This window comes from Erythrobacter oryzae, from assembly GCF_030271515.1.
Classification (GTDB): domain Bacteria; phylum Pseudomonadota; class Alphaproteobacteria; order Sphingomonadales; family Sphingomonadaceae; genus Erythrobacter; species Erythrobacter oryzae.
Genome location: NZ_JASCXI010000002.1, coordinates 26,890 through 48,764, shown reverse-complemented (window position 1 = coordinate 48,764; position 21,875 = coordinate 26,890). Strand labels below are relative to the sequence as shown.

Here is a 21,875-nt window from a genome sequence, read left to right as displayed (position 1 = left end):
GTCCCCGATGGCTACGGGTTTTCACCTAGGAGTTCAGCGCGTTGATCGCCATGTGCACCCGCGCCTCGATCTCCTCGCGGGAGAGCCCCGCGGGGATGGTCTCGCCGACCTTGTAGGTGATCCGGCCCGGGCGTTTCACCGCGGCGTGGTAGAGCCGGCCGCTGTTCACCGCGATCGGCACCACCGGCAGGCGCAGCAGCTTGTAGAGCCCGGCGAACCCCGCCTGGAGCGGCGGCCTCGCGCCGTGGGGGACGCGGGTGCCCTCGGGGAAGATCACCAGCGGGCGGCCCGCCTCGGCGCGCTCCTTCGCGCTGGCGATCATCTGGCGCAGCGCCTTGGCGCCCTCCTCGCGCGCGACGGGGATGAGGCCGTAGACGTGCGCGGAGTAGCCCCAGCCGGGGATGCGGAACAGCTCCTGCTTGGCGAACACCGCGGGGAAGGCGAACAGGCGGGGTGTGTCGATCGCCTCGAAAAAAGCCTCGTGCTTGACCGCGATCAGGACGGGGCCGTCGGGCAGCGCGCCCTCGAGCACCACCTCGATCCCGAGCAGGCTCTCGACGCACCACAGGTGCCAGCGCCCCCAGCGCGCGACGATGCCGCGCAGCCAGCCGGGCCGCGCCGCCACCGCCACCACCGAGGCGACCACCAGCGCCGCGCTGCCGCCATAGAACAGCACGTAGAACACGAGGGAGCGCAGGGCCGCCAGCAGGGTTCTCAAAGGTCGACCATGCCTGCCGCGCGGCTCGCGATCAGCTTGTGATATTCGAGGAACAGCGTGCCGAGGTCGGGCTGCGAGGGCACCGCGTCGCGGATCACGGTGACGTGGTCGGGGAGGGTGCGGTCAAGCTCCGCAGCGGCGCGGCGCATGTGCCAGTCGGTGGTGACGAGGCGCAAGGAGCGGACCTCGTTCTGCGCCACCCACTTGGCGGTCTCCGAAGCGTTGGAGCGGGTGTCGACAGCGGCGAAGCCAAGGGTGACGCAGCACGCCATGGTCTTGGGCGAGACGCCGAACTGGGCGGCGAATTCCTGCGGGCGCACTTCCTTGTCGACCCCGCTCACCAGCATCTTCTTCGCCAGCCCGCGGTCAAGCACCGCGAGGCCGCGCGCGATCCGCCCCGGGCCGCCGGTCAGCGCGATCACCGCGTCGGTCTTCACCCCTTGCGAGGGCCGCGGCAGGAACACCACGAACCACAGGAACCCGAGGGCCCAGACCAGAACGGCCAGAGAGATTGCGCGGCGGATCATTGCAATCGCCCTAGAGCATGTCCTTGAGGGCCAGTGCAATGGTGATGCGCGCGGTCAGGCCCGCCAGCAGCACGCCTGCCAGCGGAACCGCGCCGATCACCAGCCAGTCGGTGAGCGTCAACACCCCGCCGCTCACCATCCCGCTACCCAGCGCGGCGAATTGCTGGCCGAGCAGCCACACCGCCGCGACCCCGATCCCTGCGCCCAAAGCCGCGCCGAGCACCGCCTCGCGCAGCACGTCGCGCAGGAACACCGCGGCGATCTGGCGATCGCTGGCGCCCAAGAGGTGCATGATCTCGACGGTGTCGCGCGCCGCCACAAAGGCGTTCTTCGCTGCCAGCCACACCGCCGCCGCGGTCGCCAGCGCGACCATCACCGCGACCGCGAACACCAGCCATTGCACCGCGACCAGCGCGTCGTTGACGGGGACGAGGAAATCGCCCTGCGCGTCGACCCGACTGCCGGGCACCTGCGCCTTCACCGCTTCCGCGATCCGCGCGACCTCGGCCGGCCCCGCGCTCTCGGCGAGTTCGACGTCGATCAGCGCCGGGATCGGCACGTCGCCGCTGGAAGCCCCCGCGCCCAGCCACGGCTCGAGCATCGCGACCAGCTCCGCCTCGGGCACCGTGCGCACCGCAGTGACGCCGGGCAGGCCGGTGAGAACCTTGACCGCGGCGGCGGTCCGGTCGGCGCGCAGATCGGGGTTGGGCTCGATCACCTGCACGCTCACCGCGCTCGACAGGCTGGAACTGGCCGCATTGGAGAGGTTGCGCAGCGCGAGGCCGCCGGCGGCCGCGATCACCACCAGCGCGATCAGGATCGCGATCATCCAGGGGATCGGGCCGGTCAGGCGCTGCGGGGGCAGCAGCCGCGCGGCGGCGCGCCCTTTCGGACGCTCGAGGGCGGGTTCGCCCTCCTCGGCCTCGGCGGGGAGCGGGGGGAGGCTGCTCATGGCGCGCTGCTCCCGCCCGGTTTGGGGGGATAGCGCAGCGCGCCGGTGGGGTCGGAGAGCTGGCCCTTGTGGAGCCGCATGATGAGCGAATCCGGGACCTTCTTCAGCAAGTGCACGTCGTGGGTCGCGACCACCACCGTGGTGCCGACGCGGTTGTTCAAGGCCTCGAACAGCCGCAGCAGCTTCAGCGCCATGTCCGGGTCGACGTTGCCGGTCGGCTCGTCGGCGATCAGCATCCTGGGCCGCGCGATCACCGCGCGGGCGATGGCGACGCGCTGCTGTTCGCCCCCCGACATGGTGGGCGGCACGGCATGGGCGCGGTGCGCGAGGCCGACCCATTCGAGCATGTCGCCGACCGCGCGCTGGACCTTCTTCTCCTCGGTCCCCGCCAGCCGCAGCGGCAGGGCGACATTGTCGAAGGCGGTGAGGTAGGGGACGAGGCGGAAGTTCTGGAACACCACGCCAAGATGGCGGCGCAGCTCGGGCAGGCGGCTGCGCGGCATCGTCACCAGATCCTGCCCGAACATCCGGATCGCCCCGCGCGAAGGCGCCTGCGCGAGGTAGAGCATCTTCAGCAGGCTGGTCTTGCCGGCGCCGCTCGCGCCGGTGAGGAAGTAGAAGCTGCCGGGGTAGAGCGTGAAGCTGAGGTTGCTCAGCACCTCGGGGTCGGTGCCGTAGCGCAGCCCGACATTGTCGAATTTCACATGGCCCGCGAGGTTTTCGCTCATGCAGGCGCACCTAACAGGGGGGCGGGCGGCGGGAAAGCCGCAGATCGACCGACAACGGCCCGGAGCGACGATTTAGCCCCCGCAATGTGGAAAACAGAGGGTAAATACGGGCATGTGCCGCACGCGCTCTTGTGCGAAAAAACGCGAGGACTATTGCCGATTGTGACATGATTATCGCCTGCCCAGCCTGCGGCACCCGCTATGCGGTCCCCGACGCTGCCATCGGCAGCGAGGGGCGCACCGTGCGCTGCGCCAAGTGCAAGCACAGCTGGTATCAGGATCCGCCCGAGCTTCCGCTTGCCCCTGCACCGCAGGCGCCGCCCCCGCAGGCCCCCGCGGTCGAGCCTGTGGCTGCTCCTCCGCCACCCCCGCCGCCTCCGCCGCCGCCTCCGCCGCCACCTCCTCCGGTCGAGCGCGCCGCACCCGAACCTGCGCCCGAACCGCAGCGCGATGGTCCCTCGATCAGCCACTGGCGCACGCCCGAGCCCACCGGCAGCAGCCCGGCCGGCGCGGATTACGATGACGCCGATGCCTCGCTCGCGATGCGCGCGCTGCGCCGCGGGCTCAATGCGCAGGGCCAGCCCGAAACCGCGCCGCCCCCCGTTGAGCGCGCCGCGCCCGAGCCCGCGCCGGTCCCCGCCTTCCCCGATCCGTCCGCCGAGGCGGAGGAGGACTACGCCGATCCTCCTTTCGGCGACCCCGCGCCCTATGCCGGGGATGACGAGGAGGACGGCGAGGACGGCTCGCAATTCGATTACCGCGCGCCCTTCACCCGCCGCCGCAATCCGGCGCGGATGTGGACCATCGCGGTGATCATCTTCGCGGCGCTGGCAGGCGGCACCGCGTTCGCGGTCAATTACTACGGCCTGCCCGAATGGCTCCCGCTCCAGCGCCCCACCTTCGGGATCGGCCGGCCGGAGCTGAAGCTCGATTTCCCCAGAGGCGAGCAGAAGAAGGAAACGCTCGAGAACGGGCAGGAAATCTTCCGGGTGCGCGGCACGATCAGCAACACCGCGAGCGAGAGCCTCGATGTGCCCAAGCTGCTGGTGGTGTTCTCCGACCGGCGCGAGCGGCCGATCGGCGATTGGGAAGTGGTGCCCTCCAAGCGCCGCCTCGCCCCGGGCGAAACCGTCACCGTGACCGAGGCGATCACCGACATTCCCGCCGGCGCCGCCGGTGCCGCGATCGGCTGGGCGCACCGCTGACCCCTCGCAAGAAGGGGTTTTTGCGGGCATCCCTCAAAGTGCTTGCACGCGGGCAGACCCCTTGCTAGGGGCGCCCTCCTACCGCGGGGCCAGCGTTTCTTGCTGCCCCGGCAAACCCCGAGTGCGGTCGTGGCGGAACTGGTAGACGCGCAACGTTGAGGTCGTTGTGGGCGAAAGCCCGTGGAAGTTCGAGTCTTCTCGACCGCACCAAATTCTCTCTTCGGAAAATCGAGATTTTGCCTTCGGGCACCCTGCTCCGGCGCGGGCTCAGGCTCGCAGGGCTTGCGCCAGCGCGCGGGCATCGGGGGCGATGCCCTTTTCGGTGATGTAGCCGGTCACCAGCGCCGCCGGCGTGATGTCGAAGGCCGGATTGCGCACCGGCGAGCGGGTGACGGTGACCTTCTGGCCGCCCTCCCCCAGCACCGCCGCGACTTCCTCGCCCGAACGCTCCTCGATCGGCACGTCGGCCCCGGTCGGGGTGGCCGGGTCGTAGGTCGAGGAGGGCAGCGCGACATAGAACGGCACGTCATGCGCCCGCGCCGCCAGCGCCTTCAGATAGGTGCCGATCTTGTTGCAGACGTCGCCATTGGCGGTCACCCGGTCGGTGCCGACAATCACCATGTCGACCTCGCCCCGCTGCATCAGGAGGCCCCCTGCGTTGTCGACGATGTAGCTGTGGGGGATGCCGTGCTCGGCCAGTTCGAAGGCGGTGAGCGCGCCCTGGTTGCGCGGGCGGGTCTCGTCGACCCAGACGTGGAGCGCTATCCCGGCGTCATGCGCGCGGTACATTGGGGCGGTCGCGGTGCCCCAGTCGACCGTGGCGAGCCAGCCGGCGTTGCAATGGGTGAGGATGTTCACCGGCTGGCCGCCTTTCCGCTCCGCGACCGCGCGGATGAGGCCGAGCCCCGCCTCGCCGATTGCGGCGTTCATCGCCACATCCTCGTCGCAGATGCGGCCCGCCTCGGCATGGGCGGCGGTGGTGCGCTCGCCGGGCGGGAGCGGCAGGACGACACGCCGCACCCGTTCGAGCGCCCAGAGCAGGTTCACCGCGGTCGGGCGGGTAACGCGCAGCCGCTCGAAACTGGCGGCGAGGCCCGCGTCGGAGGGGTCGGCGGCGAGGCCGAAAGCGAGGCCATAGGCCGCGACCGCCCCGATCATCGGCGCGCCGCGCGTCGCCATATCGGCGATGGCGACGGCGGCCTCGTGATCGCTGCGCAGGGTCATGCGCTCGACCGCCCAAGGCAGGCGGCGCTGGTCGAAGATGCCGACGCTCCAGCCATCGGGCTCGAGCCAGATCGAACGGGTGACGGTGCCTGCGATCCTCATGCGATGGCCTCGGCCGGGAGGATGGTGTCGAAGCTTTCGGCCACGGGGTAGGGCGAGGCTGCGGGCAGGCCGTCGCGGGCGAGCAAGGTCACGCCAAGCCCGGCGGCGGCGGCAGCAGCAAGTTCCGCCTCGACATCGGAGAGGAACAGGATCTCGGCGGGCGCAACCCCGATGGCGCGCGCAATCGCGGCGTAGGAGCCCGCCTCCTTCTTGCCCCCGACAGCCGTGTCGAAATAGCCGGAGAACAAGGGCGTCAGGTCGCCATATGCTGTGTGCCCGAAGATCAGCTTCTGCGCCGCGACCGAGCCCGAGGAATAGACATGCAGCGCAATCCCCCGCGCGTGCCAGCGCCTGAGGCCCTCGACCGCATCGGCATAGACATGGCCCTGAAGCTCCCCCGCCGCATAGCCCTCGGCCCAGATCAGGCCCTGGAGCGACTTGAGGGGCGCGATCTTGCGGTCGGCATCGTGCCATTCGGTCAGCAGCGCGGTGCAGCCTGCAAGGTCGAGCGGCGCTCCTGCCTCGGCGCGCACCTGGTCAAGGATCGCCGCCACGCCCGGGTCTGCCGCGCGCTGCGCCACATAGTCCGCCAGCCGCGCGCGGCTATAGGGGAACAGCACCTCGTGGACGAAGGCGATGCTCGACGTGGTGCCCTCGATATCGGTGAGGATCGCGCGCGGTGTCACGCAGCCACGCCCTCGTAGAGCGGGATGCTTTCCGCAATCGGATCGCCGGTGAAGCGCGCCACCCAGCCATCGGGGGTGGTGAACAGGCGGATGACGGTGAAGCTCGGCCGCGCGCCGGTGTCGAACCAGTGCTGCGTCCCCGCCGGGACCGCGATCAGATCGCCCGCGGTGCACTCGAGCGCGTGCACCTGCCCGCCCGCATGGATGTAGAACAGGCCCGCGCCCTCGACGAAGAAGCGCACCTCGTCGTCGTCATGGATATGCTCGGCGAGGAACTTGGCGCGCAGTTCGGCGCGCTGGGGATGATCGGGGGCGAGGCGCAGCACGTCGACGCTCTGGTAGCCGCCGCGCGCCACCAGCGCATCGAGGTGCCCCGCATAGGCGGCGAGAATGTCCGCGTCGCTCGCATCGGCGGCGAGCGGGGCGGAGGCGTCCCACCGCTCGAGCACGATGCCATGCGGTGCGAGCGCGGCGGCGATGGCGGGGAAGTCGTCGAGGTGCTGCTGCACATCGTGGGGCGCGGCGTCGGCATACTGGGTCAGGCTTGTCACGGGCGGGCTCCTTGGTGCTTCAACTCCTCCCACGCGCAGGTGAGCAGGAATTCGACGGCTTCGACCATGTTCTCGGCGGCGTCCATTGTCGGGCCCCAGGCATAGAGACCGTGGCCACGGATGTAGAAGGCGGGGACGATCGGCTGCTGCGCGGCGATCAGCGGACGCAGCTCTTCGGCCAGCGCCGCCATGTCCTGGCTGTTGTCGACCAGCGGCAGGGCGATGCTGGTGTCGTGGGTGTCGTTGCCCGGAAAGATCTTGAGCAGCTCGTAGCCGGTGAGGACAATCGCGTCCCCCAGCGCGCGGCTCAGCACCGTGCCGCTCACCGAATGCGTGTGGAGCACCGCCCCGGCACTCGCATCGAGTTCATAGACGAGGCAATGCAGCAGCGTTTCCGCAGAAGGCCGCTTGGCGTCGAGCGCGCGGCCTGCGGCATCGACGCGCATGACATTATCGCTCGTCAGCCGCCCCTTGTGCGCGCCCGACACGGTGACGGCGATGCTGCCATCATCGAGGCGAACCGAGTAATTCCCGGCGGTGGCCGGCGCCAGCCCGCGCGCATCGAGGCGGCGGCCGGCTTCCACGATCAACCCGGCGGCAGTGGCGAAATCCATCAGATCAGACTCTTGCGAAAACGGGCCAAGCGACTGACCGCCGCATCCAGCGTGTCGTCCCCCTTGGCGAAGCAGAGGCGCACATAGCCGGTGAGGGGGCCCCGCGCATAGAAGGAACTGATCGGGATCGCGGCGACCCCCGCCTCGGGGATCGAGCGCTCGCAGAAGGTGACGTCGTCCAAGGCGATGCCTGATGCGGCAAGGTCGATAGTGACGAACCACGTCGCGGCATTGGGGAGCACGACATAGCCCGCCTGCTCCAAGCCCGCGACCAGCCGCGCCCGGCCCGCGTGATAGCGCGCGCGATGCCCGGCGTGCCAGGCGGCCGACAGATCGAGCCCCTCGGCCACGGCCCATTGCAGCGCGGGCGGGGTGGTGAAGGTGAGGAACTGGTGGCTCGCCCCGATCGCCGCGATCAGCTCGGGCCGGGCGCAGGCCCAGCCGACCTTCCACCCGGTGAGCGAGAAGATCTTGCCCGCCGAGCCGATCTTTATCGCGCGATCCCGCAGGCCCGGCACCGCGAGCGGCGAGACATGTGCCGCCCCCTCGGTGAGCATCGCCTCCCACACCTCGTCGCACAGCACCAGACAATCGTGACGCTCGGCCAGCACGCCGATCGCCTCCCATGTCGCGCGGTCGATCAGGCTGCCGGTGGGGTTGTTCGGGGTGTTGAGCACCAAGAGGCGCGTGCGCTCGCTCATCGCCGCTTCGAGCGCATCGAGCGGCAGGGTCCATGCGGGCGGCGTCAGGTCGACGAAGCGCGCGATCCCGCCCGCGCGCTCCACCAGCGGCAGGTAGGCATCGTAGAGCGGCTGGACCAGCACCACCTCGTCCCCCGGGCGCACCAGCGCGAGGATCGAGGCCGCCAGCGCCTCGGTCGCGCCGGAGGTGACGAGCACCTGGCTCTCGTCCAGCGCCAACCCCTGCTCGCGCGCATAGAAGCCCGCGACCGATTGGCGCAGTTCGCGCAAGCCCCGCATCGGCGGATATTGATTGCTCTTGCCCGTCAGCGCGCGCTGCGCCGCCGCGATCAGCTCGGGCGGATCGGCGAGGTCGGGAAAGCCCTGCCCGAGGTTGATCGCCCCGGTCTCGGCTGCTGCCCGCGACATGCGCTCGAAAATCGTGGTCGCCGGAACGCCGAGACCTTCAATCACCGCCATCTGCCACTCGCGCCATTCCCGAAGCCGGGGGCACTATGGCGGGGGGATGGGCCCCGCGCAACCGCGCTAGAGGTTCGCGCAGAGGATCTGCCGCGGGGCCTCGCCGAGCTTGTACTGGCCGCTGTCGAACCCGCTGCCGGTGAAGTCCTGCCACAGGTCGATGCCATTGATCCAGCACGTCCCGTCGGCGCGGCGGGAGGCGACCCAGGCACCGATCTGGCGGTATTCGGGCACGCTTGTGAGTTCGTTGCGATGAACATACCAGTCGGCGCTGTAGAGGTGGAGCTTGAGGATCGTCTCGCCCGGCACGAGGCGCGCGAAGCCTTCGCGCAGGCCCTTCTCCCACGCGGGGTTACTCGCGACCGGGGGCTTCATGCGCACCTTGGCGAGGCTGGCGCTGCGGTTGGCGGCGACGTGCTGGCGCAGGGCCGCGTCATTGCCGATTTCCGCCAGCGCCGCGTCGGCGGCGGCGATTTGCGGGGCGACCTCGGCCATGTCGGGATAGACCCGCGCGATGGCCGCCAGCCCCGACCTCAGCGCCAGCAGCTGGTGGCGCTGCATCTCGGCGCGGCAGATGTCGTCGCCAAGCGGCGGGACGTAGCTGTCGGGCGAGCGCACGCCGGTGCTGGCGAAGGTCTCGGCATAGGCGGCGATGTCGCGCGCGGCGCCTTCGACCTGCTTGACGTAATTGCGCCGCTCAAGCCCCAGCTTCTTGGGATCGGTCGGCCCGGCGAGGAAGCGGTCGACCCGGGCATTGTAGTCGCCGAGGAAGGCCGCGAGCCGCGCGGGGTCGCTCGCGCAGTCCTGCGGGTCGAAGCGCGGGATGCCGAAGCGCTTGGTGAAGTCCCAGGTGCGCTTGACCGGGTTGGGGCTGTCGGGTTCGGCGGCGGTGCTCGCGGCGCCGCCCCCTCCCCCGCGCGGCTGGCGCTGGGCGGCGGCAGGCTGGCTCGCGAGCAGCGCGGCGAGCGCGAGGGCGAGGGCGGGTGCAAGGCGGCGCATGGTGGTCTCCCCTTCCGGTCATTCCGCCGGAAGGGTGCGCCTGCCGCCCTGCGCGGCCAATCCCCTCAGGCGCAGGGGGGAGTCAGTCGGCGGCGGCGGCGGCGGAGACTGGCACTTCCAGCGACAGCCGCGTGCCCTCCGGCCCGGTTGCGATGGTCAGCTGTCCGCCCAGATGGCGCGCGCGGGTCTCCATGCTGGTGAGCCCGCGCCCGCGCCGGTAGCCCTCCGGTAGCCCCGTGCCGTCGTCGCTGATCGCGATGCGGATCGGGCCGCCCGCGGGCGCGAGGCTCTTCACCGTGATCCGCCGCGCGCCCGAATGGCGCATCGCGTTGGTCACCGCCTCCTGGAGGATACGCAGAACCTGCAAGGTCGGGCGCGGGCCGAGGTCGATGGCTTCATCCACCTCGGCGAAGAATTCGAGCGCGATGCCCGCCGCCTCGATCTGGCTGCGGACGCGGTGCTCGAAGGATCGCAGGGTTTCGGCGAGACCCTCTTCGGCCGAGTCCATCGAATCGACGATCAGCCGCAGGTCGGCGATGCTGGCTTGCAGGCCCTGCTCGACCTCGACCGGCGAAGCGCCCCCGCCCCGCACCTGCATCATCAGCCCGAGCAGCTGGCCGCCGATCCCGTCATGCATGTCGCGCACGATCCGCTGCCGCTCGACCAGCATCACCTCGCGCTGGAGCATCTGCTTTTGCGCCTCGTAGCTCGCCTCGAGCTTGGCGTTCTGCTGGACCAGTTCGGCGGCAAGGATGGCGTTGGATTGCACCACGGTGCGCCGCGCCTCGCTCGCCTGCCGCGCCAGAGACAGGATCATCGACAGGCCCAGCGGCACGCCGACGATGGGCGACCACGGCAGGGTCAGCGGCACGGCCGGGTCGAGCAGCGAATGCAGCTCGAAGACGCTCCCCAGCCGATCGAGGATGAAGAAGCAGAAGCTGACGGTCAGCACCAGCCGCTCGAACCAGAAGGCCATGCCCCCGCGCGCCGCCGCCACCGCGAGCAGCACCGCTGCGAGCGCGCACAGGGCGCTGACGAACCAGAACGAGGCCTTGAGGGAACCGGCGAACAGTGCGGGCGCGCTCGCGGGCTCGATGGTCGCCCACAGCATCGGCACGCCCAGCACCACCGGCAGCGCCAACCACGCCCAGCGCATCACCTTGCCGGGAAGGACTTTCACCGCGCCGTCGCTTTGGGCGTATTGTATCGCCGACAGACCGATCCCGCAGCTGGTGAGCATGTAAAGCCAGATGGTAATTGTGACAGGCCAGCTGGGCGGGAGATAGGAGAGCACCGCGGTCGATGCGGCGCTGAGGCCCAGCAGCAGCATGATCGCGTTGATCCGCGGCCGGTCCTCGCGCGGCCACACCACCACCGCGCACAGCAGCACGGTGAACAGCTGGATCGCGATCCCCGCCAGCGGCAGGTCGAGCAGCATGAAGGTGCGCCAGCGGTGCGCGCGGGCGAGCGCGTCGGCATCGCCGATGGCGAAGGTGGGGAAGTCGTTGACCGTGCCCGTCACCCGCACGTCGAGCTCGAGCACATTCGCCCCCTTGCGCAGCGCGGCGGGCGGCAGGGGCACGAAATGCGGGCCGACATTGACGCTGCCCTGCTGGCGCGAGACGGTGACCTCGGGCTGGGCGATCATGCCGTTCACCCGTACCTCGGCGACATCGTCGCGCAGCGACATGTAGAAGCCGGTCGGGGCCGCCGGGTCGATCACCGCGAAGGGAATGGCAAAGCGCGCATAGGTCGCGCCCGGCACCAGCGGGGCGTAATAGCCCTGCTGCTTCTGGCGCTTGGCGGTGAAGACCTCGCCGCCCGCGATCACCTTGCGGTTTTCATCGAGCGCGGTGAAGGTGATGGCAGGGCGCGGGTCGATCGCGGCGGGGCGGGCGATGCGCTCGGCAAAGTCGACAAGCGGCCAGAACAGCACCTGCGAGAACAGCAGGAACAGCGCGGCCAGAAGTCCGGTGCGCAAGGCTGGCGACAGCGTCATGTTCCCCCCCTCTTTTCGAAATGCTCTGAGCGGCAGCGCCGAAAGTCAATCCGGGACCGCCCTATAGGTCTGGAGCCACTGGTGGAGCGGGATGCCGATGCAGGACGGCATTTCCACCGCGTCGACCAATTCGAACGCCGCGCCCGTCCACGCCCAGCGCCGCCGCCAGCCGCACATCCGCCCGGCATAGGCGGTGAGCATCCCGCTCGCCGGATCGAAGGCGCTGTCGGGGAGCACCCCTTGGAGCGCCGCGCGGCCCTGTTCGGGGCGCGGGAAGCTCGCGGTCGCGATCCCCTTGCCCGGCGTCTCGACCAGCCACAGGCGGCGGGGGGCGTGGGGGTTGCCCGAACAGCCGAGCGCCCAGAGATATTCCCCGCTCGCCAGCTTCCAGCGTGCGCGGTGAGGGTCGGGGCCGTCGAGGTCGACATCGGGGCAGTCCTTTGCGCGCGCGACGAACAGCGCGGCTTCGATGGCGGGGGCGGCGTGGGGTTCCGCCTCCTCGCCGCGCGTCACGCGCACCCGTTCGCGCGGCGGCGCGGGCGGGACGGTGCGGGCGGGCTTCGGCCCCTTGGCATAGGCCGCCGTCACCGTGCCGCGCCGCCCTTGGCTCTCGTCGATGAAGCGCAGCGCGGCGGTCATCCCGGCGGTGGTGATGATCCCGTGCATCCGCCCGTCGGCAAAGCGGGTCGCGGCGCGCGGCGTGGCAGCGCTCTCGGCGAGGAAGGCGGCGACGTCGGAAGGCGCGAGTTCGAGACGCCCCGGCTCGCGCGCGATCAGGCGATAAGGGCGGCCCGTGCAGTCGCCATCGCAATCGGTGTAGACGTGGAGTGTCGTAGGCGCCTCGCCCCCGCCCGACTCGCCCCAGACGGTGGTGTCGAGGAACACCCGCAGGCGCGCGTCCGGCCCGGCGGCGCGCTTCACCCAGAGTTTGGGCTGCGCATAATCGCCCTGGTCGCCTTGGCTGATGCGCGCCACAAGCTCGCGCGAGATGCTGACAGCGGTGCAATCGCGGGCATTGTCGCAGGCGACCGACCAGTCGGCAAATTCGGCGACTTCCGGCGCGGTCCAGTCGCCGGGCGGGGAGTCCTCCGCTGCGGCCGGAACCGCCAGCAGCAGGCCGAGCGCAAGTCCGACCTCCGGTCCGATCCTAGCCACGACGCTTCCACGGCCCGAGCCAGCCCACCGCCGCCAGCACCACGGCAAGCACCAGCGAAATCGCGATGCCGGGATAGAAGCTCGCCGGATCGAAGCCGCGGATGTCCTCGATCAGCTCGGGCCCGTCATCGCTGTAGGGCGTGTCGACCACGATGAAGCTGTCGCCGATCTTGGTGCGCTCGTAGACATCCTTCGTCACCCAGATGACGTCCTCGAACTGCCAATCCTCCGCCGCGCCCCCAGTGGAAGGCGGCGCGGCGGGGACCTCGACCCCGTCCTCATAGTCCCGAAAGGCAAGGGTCGATTTGGGGTTGAAGCGCACGCTCAGCACCTGGATTTCGGTCTTGGTGCTGCGGCCCTTGCGCCCGCGCTTGACGAGCTCGTCGGTCTCCATGCCGGTCACCACCGCGCGGGAAACGGTGCCCTCCTTGCGGTAGCGATCGGTGATGGACTGCTCCTCCTGCATCCGCATGAAGAAGACGAAAGCGAAGATCAGCGCGATCAGCGCCGCGCACTTGATGATGAGGCCGATCAGCGGCCGGACGGCGATATTCATGGTGGGCTCCCCCCTTGGTCTGCCGGCGGGAGGTTTATCTCCTGCGGGGGAGTGGGCGCATTCCCTCCATCCGAGGGGGGTGCATCGGCATAGCGCCAGCTGGTCGGATACCAGACGCGCGGCCAGAACTCGTGCGGCACGCCGCGGCAGCGGGCATAGCGCTGCTGGAGAATCATGGCAAAACCGCTCCCCGTCCAGCCGAACCTGACCCGCTGGCCGCAATCGGTGCGCTGGTTCTTGCCGAGGAGGTGCAGCACCAGCAGCCCGTCACCGTCCACCCCGGCATAGTCGTGGGGTTGGATCGTGCCGCCGGCGTCGCGCATCTCGAACAGGATCGGCTCGGCGCCATCGGGGTGGAGGAAGATGCGGTTGCCCTCGGGGCATTCGGCGATCCACAGGCGGTGGGCCGGGCCGATGCGGAACAGGAAGGGCCGGTTGGCGAGCGCGCGGCCGGGGCAGGCCCGCTCGACCGCGTCCGGCGCGCGGCCCTCGACCGCCTCGGCCGCGCCGGGGGGCAGGATGGTGTAGTGGTATTCCTGAAGCCATGCCGAGCGCTCTTCGGGGGTGAGCGGGTCCGCGCCGGGGTGCTGGAGCCGCTCCATCCGCCGCATCAGCCGCGCGAGATCGCCGCGCGGCATCCGGGCGATCCGCCGCTCGCCATTATGCACCGCCGCCCCCGGCCAGCTTTGCAGCGCGGCGATGATGGCGGCGGCGGCTTGCGGCGAGGCGCGGTAGGCGCCGTCCGGCTCGACCGGCCCCAGCCCGAGCGGCAGGGCCTTGCCGCGCATCAGCCCGCGCGACACCAGCCGCCAATGGTCTTCGGGCGCGGGCACGGCAAGATCGCCCAGCGAATCGAGGAAAGCGAGGCGCAGGCGCGGGGCCTCGCCCGCCCCGACCCCGCGCTCGATCATCACCACGGTGCGCACCCCGATGTGGTCGCGCGGTGGGCGCACCACGCCGATGATCTGGCAGAACTGCGACGAATTGCATTGCAGCGTCCAGTCGCCCGCATTCACCGCCCGGTCGAGCTGGCGCAGGAAGCGGGGCATTTCGGAGGGCGGCGGCGCGGCGCTCGCCGGCACCGCCACCGCCCCAAGGAGCAAGGCCCATGACAGTCCGAGGGCTGCCATGTGCCTTGCTCGTCCGGAGACCGCCTGGGTCGCATGCGGTCTCCGGTTCTTGCGCGAGGGTGGCCTTGGGGGGGTCTCGCGCGAGAGGTCGTCAGAAGGCAATGCTCACCCCGGCCTGCACGGTGTGGCGATCGGTCCGTGCGAACTCGCCGCGATAACCGAGGCTGAAGCGCGCGCCGCTATTGGTGGTGTAATCGAGCGCGATCCCGCCCGCGCCCTGAAGCGTGTCACGGGTGTCCCCCTGGAGCACGATGCCCGCATTGCTCACCGCGAAGGTCACCGGGATCTCGCGGCTGCCCTGAAGGCCGAGGTAGCGCAGGCCCAGATCGACCCTGAGGTCGAGCCCGGCGGAATTCTCCTCAGCCCCTTCGCTAGCGTCCCACAGGCGGGTGGTGCCGATAAGGCGCGCCTGACCCTCCAATGTGGTGGTGCCGAGGTCGTCGAGGGTCAGCCGCAGCGGGCTGGTGCCGCTTTCGGTGTAGCCGTCCTGCTCCTGCCGGATGACGCTGCCGCGAAGGCCCGCCTCGAAGTTCCAGTTGGCATAGGCGCCCAAGGGAATGCTGACCTCGGCAAAGCCGCCATAGATCGTGCTCTCGGTCGCGCCGTCGACGCTGCCGGAAAAGCCGTTGAAGCTGACATTGCGCAGCGTGCTCTGGTCGACCTGCCCGTAGAGCGCGCCCGCGCCCAGTGCCAGCCCGCTCTCGCCCTGCCAGCGCGCGGTGAGGCTGGCGAGGGTGTGGGTCTGGTCGCCCCCGCCGCCGTTGCTGCCGAGCGTGATCTCGCCGTCCGCCCAGCCGAAGGCCGCGCCCAGCGTGACATTGCTGCCGACATCGAGATTGATCCCGCCACTGATTCCGCGGGTCTCGTGCTCGTAGGCGAGCGTGGTGCCTGTCGCGTCGCGATCGGCCCAGGCGCCGAAGCCGGTGAGCCACAGCCGGTCGCCCCGCCCGTGGCGGGCATCGGCCAGCCCGATCGCCTCGACGAAGCCCAGCGCGGTATCGGCCGCGGCGAGGTTCTGCGCGTTAAAGGTCGAAGGCCGCGCGGTCAGCACCGAGGGCGCCATCAGCGCCGCGTTCGGCTGGTAGAACACCGAGAGCGGCAGCTGCGCGCCGACGGTCTCGATGGTGCTGAAGGTGCCCGTCAGCGTGCCCCCGGTGCGCAGGAAGGTGCCCCCCTGCCCCTCGGCCCCGCCGACCCCGACGAAGCGGATCGTCCCGCCGTTCAGCACCGCATTGCCGGTGACGTCGAGCAGGTCGATGTTGCCGTTGGCGTCGAACTCGATCTCGAGCACGGAGCCGGCGTTCTGGGTATAGTTGCCCTGCACCGTCAGCGTGCCGATGGAGTTGCCCGGCGCGACGGTGCCGTTGTTGACGAGGTTGCCGATGATGCGCCCGGTGCCGTCGAGCGTCGCGCCGCTGGCGACGGTCGCATTGGTGGTCGCCACGGTGTTGATGCGGGTGCGTCCGGCGGCGGCGTTCAATGCGCCGAGCGTGAAGGGGTTGGCGAAGGTCAGCTGGCCTGCACCGAGCTTGGTGAAGGTCCCCGCTCCCGAGAGGCCATTGGCGAAGGTCGCGTTGGCGGCATTGGTGTATTCGAGGCTCGCGCCGCTGCCGATCGCAATCGCCCCGGTGCCGAGCGCGGCGTTGCCGGTTACCGCGAGCGTCCCGGCCTGAACCGCGATCCCGCCGGTGTGGGTGTTGGTGCCGGTGAGGCTCGAGGTGCCCGCGCTGGTCTTGATTATCCGCCCTGCCCCCGAGACGTTGTTGGCGAGCTGGATGTCGCCGATAGCCAGCTCCGCCCCGCTCGCGACGGTCACCGCGCCGGTGCCGAGCGCATCGCCGAAATTGAGGCCGAGGCGGCCGGCGTTGATGGTGGTGCCGCCGCTGTAGCTGTTGCCCTGCGCGTTCATCACCACCGTGCCGCTGCCATCCTTCACCAGCGCGCCCGCGCCGCTAAGGACATTGTTCAGCGCGACGTTGGTCGCCCCCGAATAGTCGACGATCAGCTGCGATCCGGCCGCGATCTGCACGCCCCCGGTTCCCAGCGCGCCCGGATTGGTGACGCGGACATTGCCCTGCTGGATATCGGTCCCGCCCGAATAGGCGTTGTTGCCGGTGAGGGTCGCGGTGTTGTTGGCGGTCTTGATGACTTGCCCCGCGCCGACGATGGCGTTGGCGACCGTCACCCCGCCGATCCCGAGGATCGCGCCCTGCTGGATGGTGATCGTCCCGGTGCCGAGACCCAGCCCGTCGTTCAGCCCGACCCGCCCGGCGCTGATGAGCGTGCCGCCGGTGAAGCTGTTGGCGTTGTTCATCACCAGCAGGCCGCTGCCTACCTTGGTCAGCCCGCCCGCGCCACTGATCGGGGTGTTGCTGACCTCGGTTCCGGCCACGTCGAACACCAGCCGGGTGCCCGCCGCCGTGGTCACCGGCCCGCCGCCCAAGGCGTTCGCGGTGTTGACGATCACGCGGCCGTTGGAGATGTCTACCCCGCCGCTGAGGCCATTGCCGAGCAGCGTCAGATCGCCCGCGCCCGACTTGCGCAGGATCCCTGCGCCGGTGACGTTCTGGCTCAATGTCTGCGCCCCCGCGATCGACAGGTCGAGCGCCGCGCCCGCCTGCACCGTGATCGCCCCCGTGCCGAGGAAACTCACATCGGTCACCCGGATCGCGCCCTGCTGGATATCGGTGCCGCCCGAATAGGTGTTGGCGCCGGTCATGGAGACGGTGCCGGTGCCGGTCTTGATCACCCGTCCGCTGCCATAGACCACGGTGGCAAGGTTGGTGCTGCCCGCGGTGTCGAGCTGGAGCGTGCCGAGCGTGTTGATGAACACGCCGCCGGGGCTCGTGCCGATGTTCTGGTCGCCCGCGATCTGGAGCGTGCCGTTCTGGATCGCGATCGCGCCGCCGAACTGGCTGCCGTTGCCGGTCAGCGTGACGCGGCCCGCGCCGTTCTTCTCGAAGGTGCCGGCCCCGGCGAGCCCTGCCGCCATGGTCGAATCCGCCGTGGCATTGATGTAGACGACCGTGCCCGTGCCGATCTCCAGCGTCCCGCTGCCCAGCGCATTGCCGTTGGTGACGAGCATGTCGCCATCCTCGACCCGGATCGTGCCGGTGAAGCCGCTGTTGTCGCCGTAGAGCTCGACCGTGTTGTTGGCGGTCTTGCGCACGAGGCCGCTGCCGGTGAGGTCGTTGTTGAGGATGATCCCGCCGACGCCCAGCTCCGCACCCGCATCGATCTGGATCGCGCCCGTGCCCAACGCGCCGCCGTCATTGAGGCCGAGACGGCCTTCGCGGATGATCGTGCCGCCGGTGAAGTTGCTGACGAGGTCCAGCACCATGTCGCCGGTGCCCTCCTTGATGAAGGAGCCCGCGCCGGAGAGGAAGGTCGTGGTCTGGAGCAGCTGGCCTGCGCCGTTATAGTCGAGGATCAGGCTGCCGCCCGCGTTGGCGATGACCTGTCCGGTGCCGAGCGCGGCGAAATCGGTCACGCGAATCGCGCCCGCATTGATCGTCGTGCCGCCGCTATAGGCGTTGTTGATGGTGAGATAGAGCTCGCCCGAGCCGTTCTTCACCAGCTCCAGATCGCCGGTGATCAAGGTGGTGAGCTGCTGATCGGTGGCCAGATCGATCAGGAGCGTGGTGCCCGGGTTCACCCCTTCGACCGTCCCCACGCCAAGGGCATTGACGTTGCTGACCTGCAATGTCCCGTCATTGATGCGAATCGTGCCCCCGAAGCCGCTGTTGTCCCCCGTCAGGGTCCCGGTGCCGCTGCCATCCTTTATCAGAATGCCCCCGCCGACGATGTTCGCACCAATCGCGAAGTCGCCGAATTCGATCGTGCCGAAGTTCTGGATCGTGCCCGTTCCGCCGGCGCCTGCGGCGGTCAGAATCGCGGTGTTGAGCTGGTCGACAAGGAAGGTGCCCGTGAAGCCCGACCAGTCGCCTCCAAAGAAATGCACCGTGTTCGCTGCGTTGAGCGAGAGCGTGCCGCTGCCGGCGAAATTGTTGTCATAGACCTGGCTGAAGCCTCCGCTCAGGATCAGCGTCGCGCCCTGGGAAATGGTGACGTTGCTGTTGGTCGTGCCGAGCGATTGCGGGTTGGAGACCCGCGCCGCGCCGCTCGCCACGCGAAAATCGGTGACGTTGACGTGGGTCCCGTTGATCCCGCGGAAGCCCCCCGGCCCAGCGTCGATCACCAGCCGCTCGAAGGCGGTGGTGTTGTATTGCGAGATGCCGCTGCCTTCGATCCGCATCTGATCGAAGCCCCCGCCGCCGGTGAACAGGATGTTGGTGCCGGTGCCGCCGGTGATCGAGGCCCCGTCGAAGATGGTGATATCGTCATTCCCGTCGCCGAGATTCGCCGCAAGGCCATCGGACTGCACGACGAGGCTGCCGCGCAGGTTCAGCCGCTGACTGCCGTCGCTGCCACCGATCAGGTAGCCGCCGTTGGCGCTCGACCCGGTCAGCGTTCCGTTCAAGTCGATGATGTTGATGCCACCGGACGCGTTGAATACCGACAGATTGGTCGGCATGATGCTGACATTGGCACCCTGAGCGATCCGCAGGTTGGAGCCCGCGCCCTCGACAGTTATGCCAGCCGCCGTGGAGCTGCCCGCAATGTCGACGAGGCCTCCGGTGCCCTGCAGATAGATCGTCGAGGCGTCGAAGGTGGCGCCGCTGCGGACGAGGATCTGGTTCTGGTCGCCGAAGGCGAAGATCACCGAGCCGCCGTTGACGGTCGCACCGCTCGCAACTTCGACCTGCACCTGATCGGCGTTGGCGCTGACGAAGGTGCCCGATGCCGTGCCGGTGCAGCTGACCTGCGTGCCGTTGGTAACGACGGCGCCGACCGGATCGGCGTTGTTGGTCACGCACTGCGCCTGCGCCTCGCTGGCGAAGGTCAGCGACAGGAACGAGGCGGAGCCCAGCAGGGCGGCGTGGGCGATACGGCGACGGGTAACAGGCATGGAAACTCCCCTCCAGGGTGCTGATTTCCATGTCGCAATCGGCCTGCGGGGCGGTTTGGCATATCCCCACAGGCGAGGGGGGTGGGGCAAATGCCCCCCGCAGGCCTACTCCCGGTCGATCCGGATAAGCTTTGCCTGGATCGCCTCGAACACCGCCTCGCCGCGGGATTTGACGTGCAGCTTGCGGTAGATGCCCTGCACATATTCGGCGACCGTATAGGGCGAGAGGTTCATCACCCGCGCGGCTTCCTTGCGGGAAAGGCCGCGCGCGAGATATTCTAGCAGCTCGCGCTCGCGTGGGGAGAGGTGGGGGGCGTCCGCTTCCGAAGTCTCGGCGACCGGCTCGTCGCGCACCAGGCTGAGCAGGTGCCCGGCGGCGCGGGCGCTGATCGGGGTCTCGCCCGCCAGCGTCGCGCGCACGTGAGCCAGCACCATGTCGGCGGTGGTGTCCTTGAGGATGTAACCGTCCGCGCCCGCCTTCAACGTCCCGAGCACGCTCGCGCGGTCCTCGAACACGGTGAAGACCAGCACCTTGCAGGCCGGCACCTTCGCGCGGATCGCCTCGATCACGCGGATCCCGCTGCCGTCGGGCAGGCCCAGATCGAGCAGCGCGAGGTCGGGCATCAGGTCGACCAGCGGCAGGCCGTCGGCAAGGCATCCGGCATCGCCGACCACCGCGATATCGGGCGCGGCGGCGAGCGCGCCCCCGGCATAGGCGCGCAGCCGCTCGTCATCCTCGACGATGATGACGCGCGCCGGTTCGCCCGGTTCGGGGCCGGTGACGGCCTTCTCCTGTTCGCCCTGCGCCATCGTCATGTCCATTATGTCTGCAACCCGGGTTATGGTCCTATCGGCACGGCGCATCAACCAGCGCCACTACTCAGCCGAGCGCGGCGAGGCCCTTGCGCGCTTCGGCGATGTTGTCGGCCAGCTGCCCGGCATCGGCGCCGACGCGGATCGCGTCCTCGTAATGCTTGAGCGCCGAGGCATAGTCCTTCTCGAGATGGTAGCTGACGCCGACCTGTTCGAGCGCCATCGGAAGCTCGGACGGATGGTCGCGCGCGATGGCGAGCCACGCCTCGCGGCCCATGGTGAGCTCGCTCGCCAGGACCAGAGCAATCGCGGCCTTGCGCCGCGCCGCGAGACCGGCGTTGTCGGGGTCGTTGCCCAGCGCCCGGTCGAAGAGTTCGAGATTGCGCTGCGACTTCTCCGCCGCTTCGGCTGCCTCGCGCGCGGCGCGCTTGTCGGCCTTGGCCTGCGCGCGCGCCGCGCGCTCGTCCGGCGAACCGCCACCGACCAAAGTGCTCCACCAACCCATGCGACTGTCCTTTCTTATCTGCCGATGAACAGAACACAGCCCCGCGCCCGCAGCATCCCCGCCAGATGGGGGGATGGCCCGCGCCGCCCCGAGGCCGCAGCATCAAGGCCCGACACAACGGGAGGAGGAGAATCATCATGCGCGAGCGTTGGATCATGGCCGCAGCCTTGGGCGCGGTGGCGCTGACCGGGGCCGAGGCCGCGGGGCAGGACCCGTTCCGGCGGCTGCGCGAGGCGGTCGGCAAGCCGTCCGCGCCCGCGCCCACCCCCTCTCCCTCCCCCGAGCGCCCGACGCGCCGCCCGCTCCCCGAAGCCGGCGCGCCCAGGCCCACCGCGACGAGCGCCAGCAGCGGGGGCGTGATGCTCCCCGATCAGGGCGTCCACAACCCCGTCCACGCCGCGCACCAGAGCGAGATCGTCTTCACACGCAGCGACCTCGGCATCGGCGCGATCACCGAGGGCGACATCGCCAGCGACTTCACGCTAGGCCAGCCGATGTTCTTCCGGGTGTTCACCCAGACCTCGGCGGTGAATGCCATCGCACAGGCCAACGGCATGGCGGCGAGCGCGGTCTATGCCGACGGCGTGCGTTACAAGGCGCGCTTCACCATCGACGGGCAGGTGTTCGAGACCACCATGTTCCCGTGGGGCAACCCCGGCGACCACAAGACCTGGACCACCTGGCGCGGGCAGTTCGTCAACACCATCGGCGCACAGCGCACGCCGGGGAGCGATGTGTTCATGGAAATGCTCTCGCGCGCCACGGCGGCGGGACTGCTCAAGCCCGGCAGACACGCCATCGCGATGGAGGTGATCCCCGAGACCGCGATCGGCAATGACCAGTTCATCGCCGCAGGGGTGGTCGCCAAGGGCACCTTCAATCTTACCGTGCCGGCCAATGCCTTCACCCCGAGCAACACCGCCATCTGCGGGATCGGCCGCGGCGGCACGGCGAGCGCGGCCATGGAAGCGCGCGCGCTGTCCGAGGCGCGGCGCATTGCCACCAACCCCGAACTTACCATCCTGCGCGCGGTCGGCATCGGCGAGGCCTGGGATGTCGAGCGCAACGAGATCACCGGCATCCCGACCGAGCGCGAGACCACCGTCGCCATCCTCGCGCGCGGGGCGAAATTCTGCCGGGCCGACGTCTACCGCTACTATGAAGATTACATGGGCGGCGGCACCTTCGGCACTTCGACCGCCAGCATTTCGGTCAGCCCCGCCGCCATCCGCTACATCCCATGCGGCTGCCTCGGCTGAGACCATCACCTCACACAGGAGAA

At 69.7% G+C, this 21,875-nt stretch carries 19 protein-coding genes and 1 tRNA gene; 3 read left to right on the top strand and 17 right to left on the bottom strand.

What is annotated here, in order from left to right:
• Positions 1–25: 25 nt before the first annotated feature.
• Genes PFX90_RS04990 through ftsE form a run of 4 tightly spaced genes read right to left on the bottom strand, consistent with a single transcriptional unit; the run spans position 26 to position 2,925 of the window.
• On the bottom strand, positions 26–718 hold the full coding sequence (locus tag PFX90_RS04990; protein ID WP_285711288.1) for a lysophospholipid acyltransferase family protein: 693 nt from the start codon (positions 716–718) through the stop codon (positions 26–28).
• Entirely contained in the window at positions 715–1,245 is a 531-nt protein-coding gene (locus tag PFX90_RS04985; protein ID WP_285711287.1) for a YdcF family protein, read from the bottom strand. Before PFX90_RS04985 ends, PFX90_RS04990 begins: the two co-directional genes overlap by 4 nt.
• A 10-nt stretch (positions 1,246–1,255) precedes the next feature.
• A complete protein-coding gene (locus tag PFX90_RS04980; RefSeq protein ID WP_285711286.1) occupies positions 1,256–2,197 on the bottom strand; it encodes a cell division protein FtsX in 942 nt (313 codons plus the stop codon).
• The gene (gene ftsE, locus PFX90_RS04975) at positions 2,194–2,925 is read right to left on the bottom strand and encodes a cell division ATP-binding protein FtsE (protein WP_285711285.1); all 732 of its coding nucleotides are present in this window, start codon (positions 2,923–2,925) and stop codon (positions 2,194–2,196) included. Before ftsE ends, PFX90_RS04980 begins: the two co-directional genes overlap by 4 nt.
• 167 nt (positions 2,926–3,092) lie before the next feature.
• Between ftsE and PFX90_RS04970 the strand changes: the two genes are divergently transcribed.
• Positions 3,093–4,130 (top strand): zinc-ribbon domain-containing protein, encoded by a 1,038-nt coding sequence (locus tag PFX90_RS04970; RefSeq protein ID WP_285711284.1) that lies wholly within the window; start codon positions 3,093–3,095, stop codon positions 4,128–4,130.
• Positions 4,131–4,253: 123 nt separating this feature from the next.
• Positions 4,254–4,340 (top strand) — tRNA-Leu (locus tag PFX90_RS04965).
• Positions 4,341–4,397: 57 nt separating this feature from the next.
• On the opposite strand, the gene mtnA is transcribed toward PFX90_RS04965, so the two are convergent.
• From mtnA to PFX90_RS04900, 13 genes are all read right to left on the bottom strand, one after another.
• A complete protein-coding gene (mtnA, locus tag PFX90_RS04960; protein ID WP_285711283.1) occupies positions 4,398–5,456 on the bottom strand; it encodes an S-methyl-5-thioribose-1-phosphate isomerase in 1,059 nt (352 codons plus the stop codon).
• Positions 5,453–6,142, bottom strand: coding sequence for an acireductone synthase (gene mtnC / locus PFX90_RS04955; protein WP_285711282.1), 690 nt, complete (start codon positions 6,140–6,142; stop codon positions 5,453–5,455). Before mtnC ends, mtnA begins: the two co-directional genes overlap by 4 nt.
• Entirely contained in the window at positions 6,139–6,693 is a 555-nt protein-coding gene (locus PFX90_RS04950; protein WP_285711281.1) for a 1,2-dihydroxy-3-keto-5-methylthiopentene dioxygenase, read from the bottom strand. The genes mtnC and PFX90_RS04950 overlap by 4 nt, the downstream gene beginning before the upstream one ends.
• Positions 6,690–7,307 carry a methylthioribulose 1-phosphate dehydratase gene (locus PFX90_RS04945; RefSeq protein WP_285711280.1) on the bottom strand — a complete coding sequence of 206 codons (618 nt, stop codon included), beginning with the start codon at positions 7,305–7,307 and terminating at the stop codon, positions 6,690–6,692. The genes PFX90_RS04950 and PFX90_RS04945 overlap by 4 nt, the downstream gene beginning before the upstream one ends.
• Entirely contained in the window at positions 7,307–8,467 is a 1,161-nt protein-coding gene (locus PFX90_RS04940; protein ID WP_285711279.1) for an aminotransferase, read from the bottom strand. Before PFX90_RS04940 ends, PFX90_RS04945 begins: the two co-directional genes overlap by 1 nt.
• 66 nt (positions 8,468–8,533) lie before the next feature.
• Positions 8,534–9,466, bottom strand: a complete 933-nt coding sequence (locus tag PFX90_RS04935; RefSeq protein ID WP_285711278.1) for a hypothetical protein — start codon at positions 9,464–9,466, stop codon at positions 8,534–8,536.
• Between the two features lie 82 nt (positions 9,467–9,548).
• Positions 9,549–11,465 carry a sensor histidine kinase gene (locus PFX90_RS04930; RefSeq protein ID WP_285711277.1) on the bottom strand — a complete coding sequence of 639 codons (1,917 nt, stop codon included), beginning with the start codon at positions 11,463–11,465 and terminating at the stop codon, positions 9,549–9,551.
• Positions 11,466–11,510: 45 nt separating this feature from the next.
• A complete protein-coding gene (locus PFX90_RS04925) occupies positions 11,511–12,620 on the bottom strand; it encodes a DUF1176 domain-containing protein (protein ID WP_285711276.1) in 1,110 nt (369 codons plus the stop codon).
• A complete protein-coding gene (locus PFX90_RS04920; RefSeq protein ID WP_285711275.1) occupies positions 12,613–13,176 on the bottom strand; it encodes a hypothetical protein in 564 nt (187 codons plus the stop codon). The genes PFX90_RS04925 and PFX90_RS04920 overlap by 8 nt, the downstream gene beginning before the upstream one ends.
• A complete protein-coding gene (locus tag PFX90_RS04915) occupies positions 13,173–14,306 on the bottom strand; it encodes a hypothetical protein (protein WP_285711274.1) in 1,134 nt (377 codons plus the stop codon). Before PFX90_RS04915 ends, PFX90_RS04920 begins: the two co-directional genes overlap by 4 nt.
• Positions 14,307–14,397: 91 nt before the next feature.
• Positions 14,398–19,275: an autotransporter-associated beta strand repeat-containing protein gene (locus PFX90_RS04910; RefSeq protein WP_285711273.1), complete on the bottom strand. Its 4,878-nt coding sequence runs from the start codon at positions 19,273–19,275 to the stop codon at positions 14,398–14,400.
• A gap of 105 nt (positions 19,276–19,380) precedes the next feature.
• The gene (locus PFX90_RS04905) at positions 19,381–20,097 is read right to left on the bottom strand and encodes a response regulator (RefSeq protein ID WP_285711272.1); all 717 of its coding nucleotides are present in this window, start codon (positions 20,095–20,097) and stop codon (positions 19,381–19,383) included.
• A 58-nt stretch (positions 20,098–20,155) separates the two neighbouring features.
• A complete protein-coding gene (locus tag PFX90_RS04900) occupies positions 20,156–20,593 on the bottom strand; it encodes a hypothetical protein (RefSeq protein ID WP_285711271.1) in 438 nt (145 codons plus the stop codon).
• Between the two features lie 137 nt (positions 20,594–20,730).
• On the opposite strand from PFX90_RS04900, the gene PFX90_RS04895 reads away from it, so the two are divergent.
• Complete coding sequence (locus PFX90_RS04895; RefSeq protein WP_285711270.1) at positions 20,731–21,852, top strand: hypothetical protein; 1,122 nt, start codon at positions 20,731–20,733, stop codon at positions 21,850–21,852.
• Positions 21,853–21,875 lie beyond the last annotated feature (23 nt).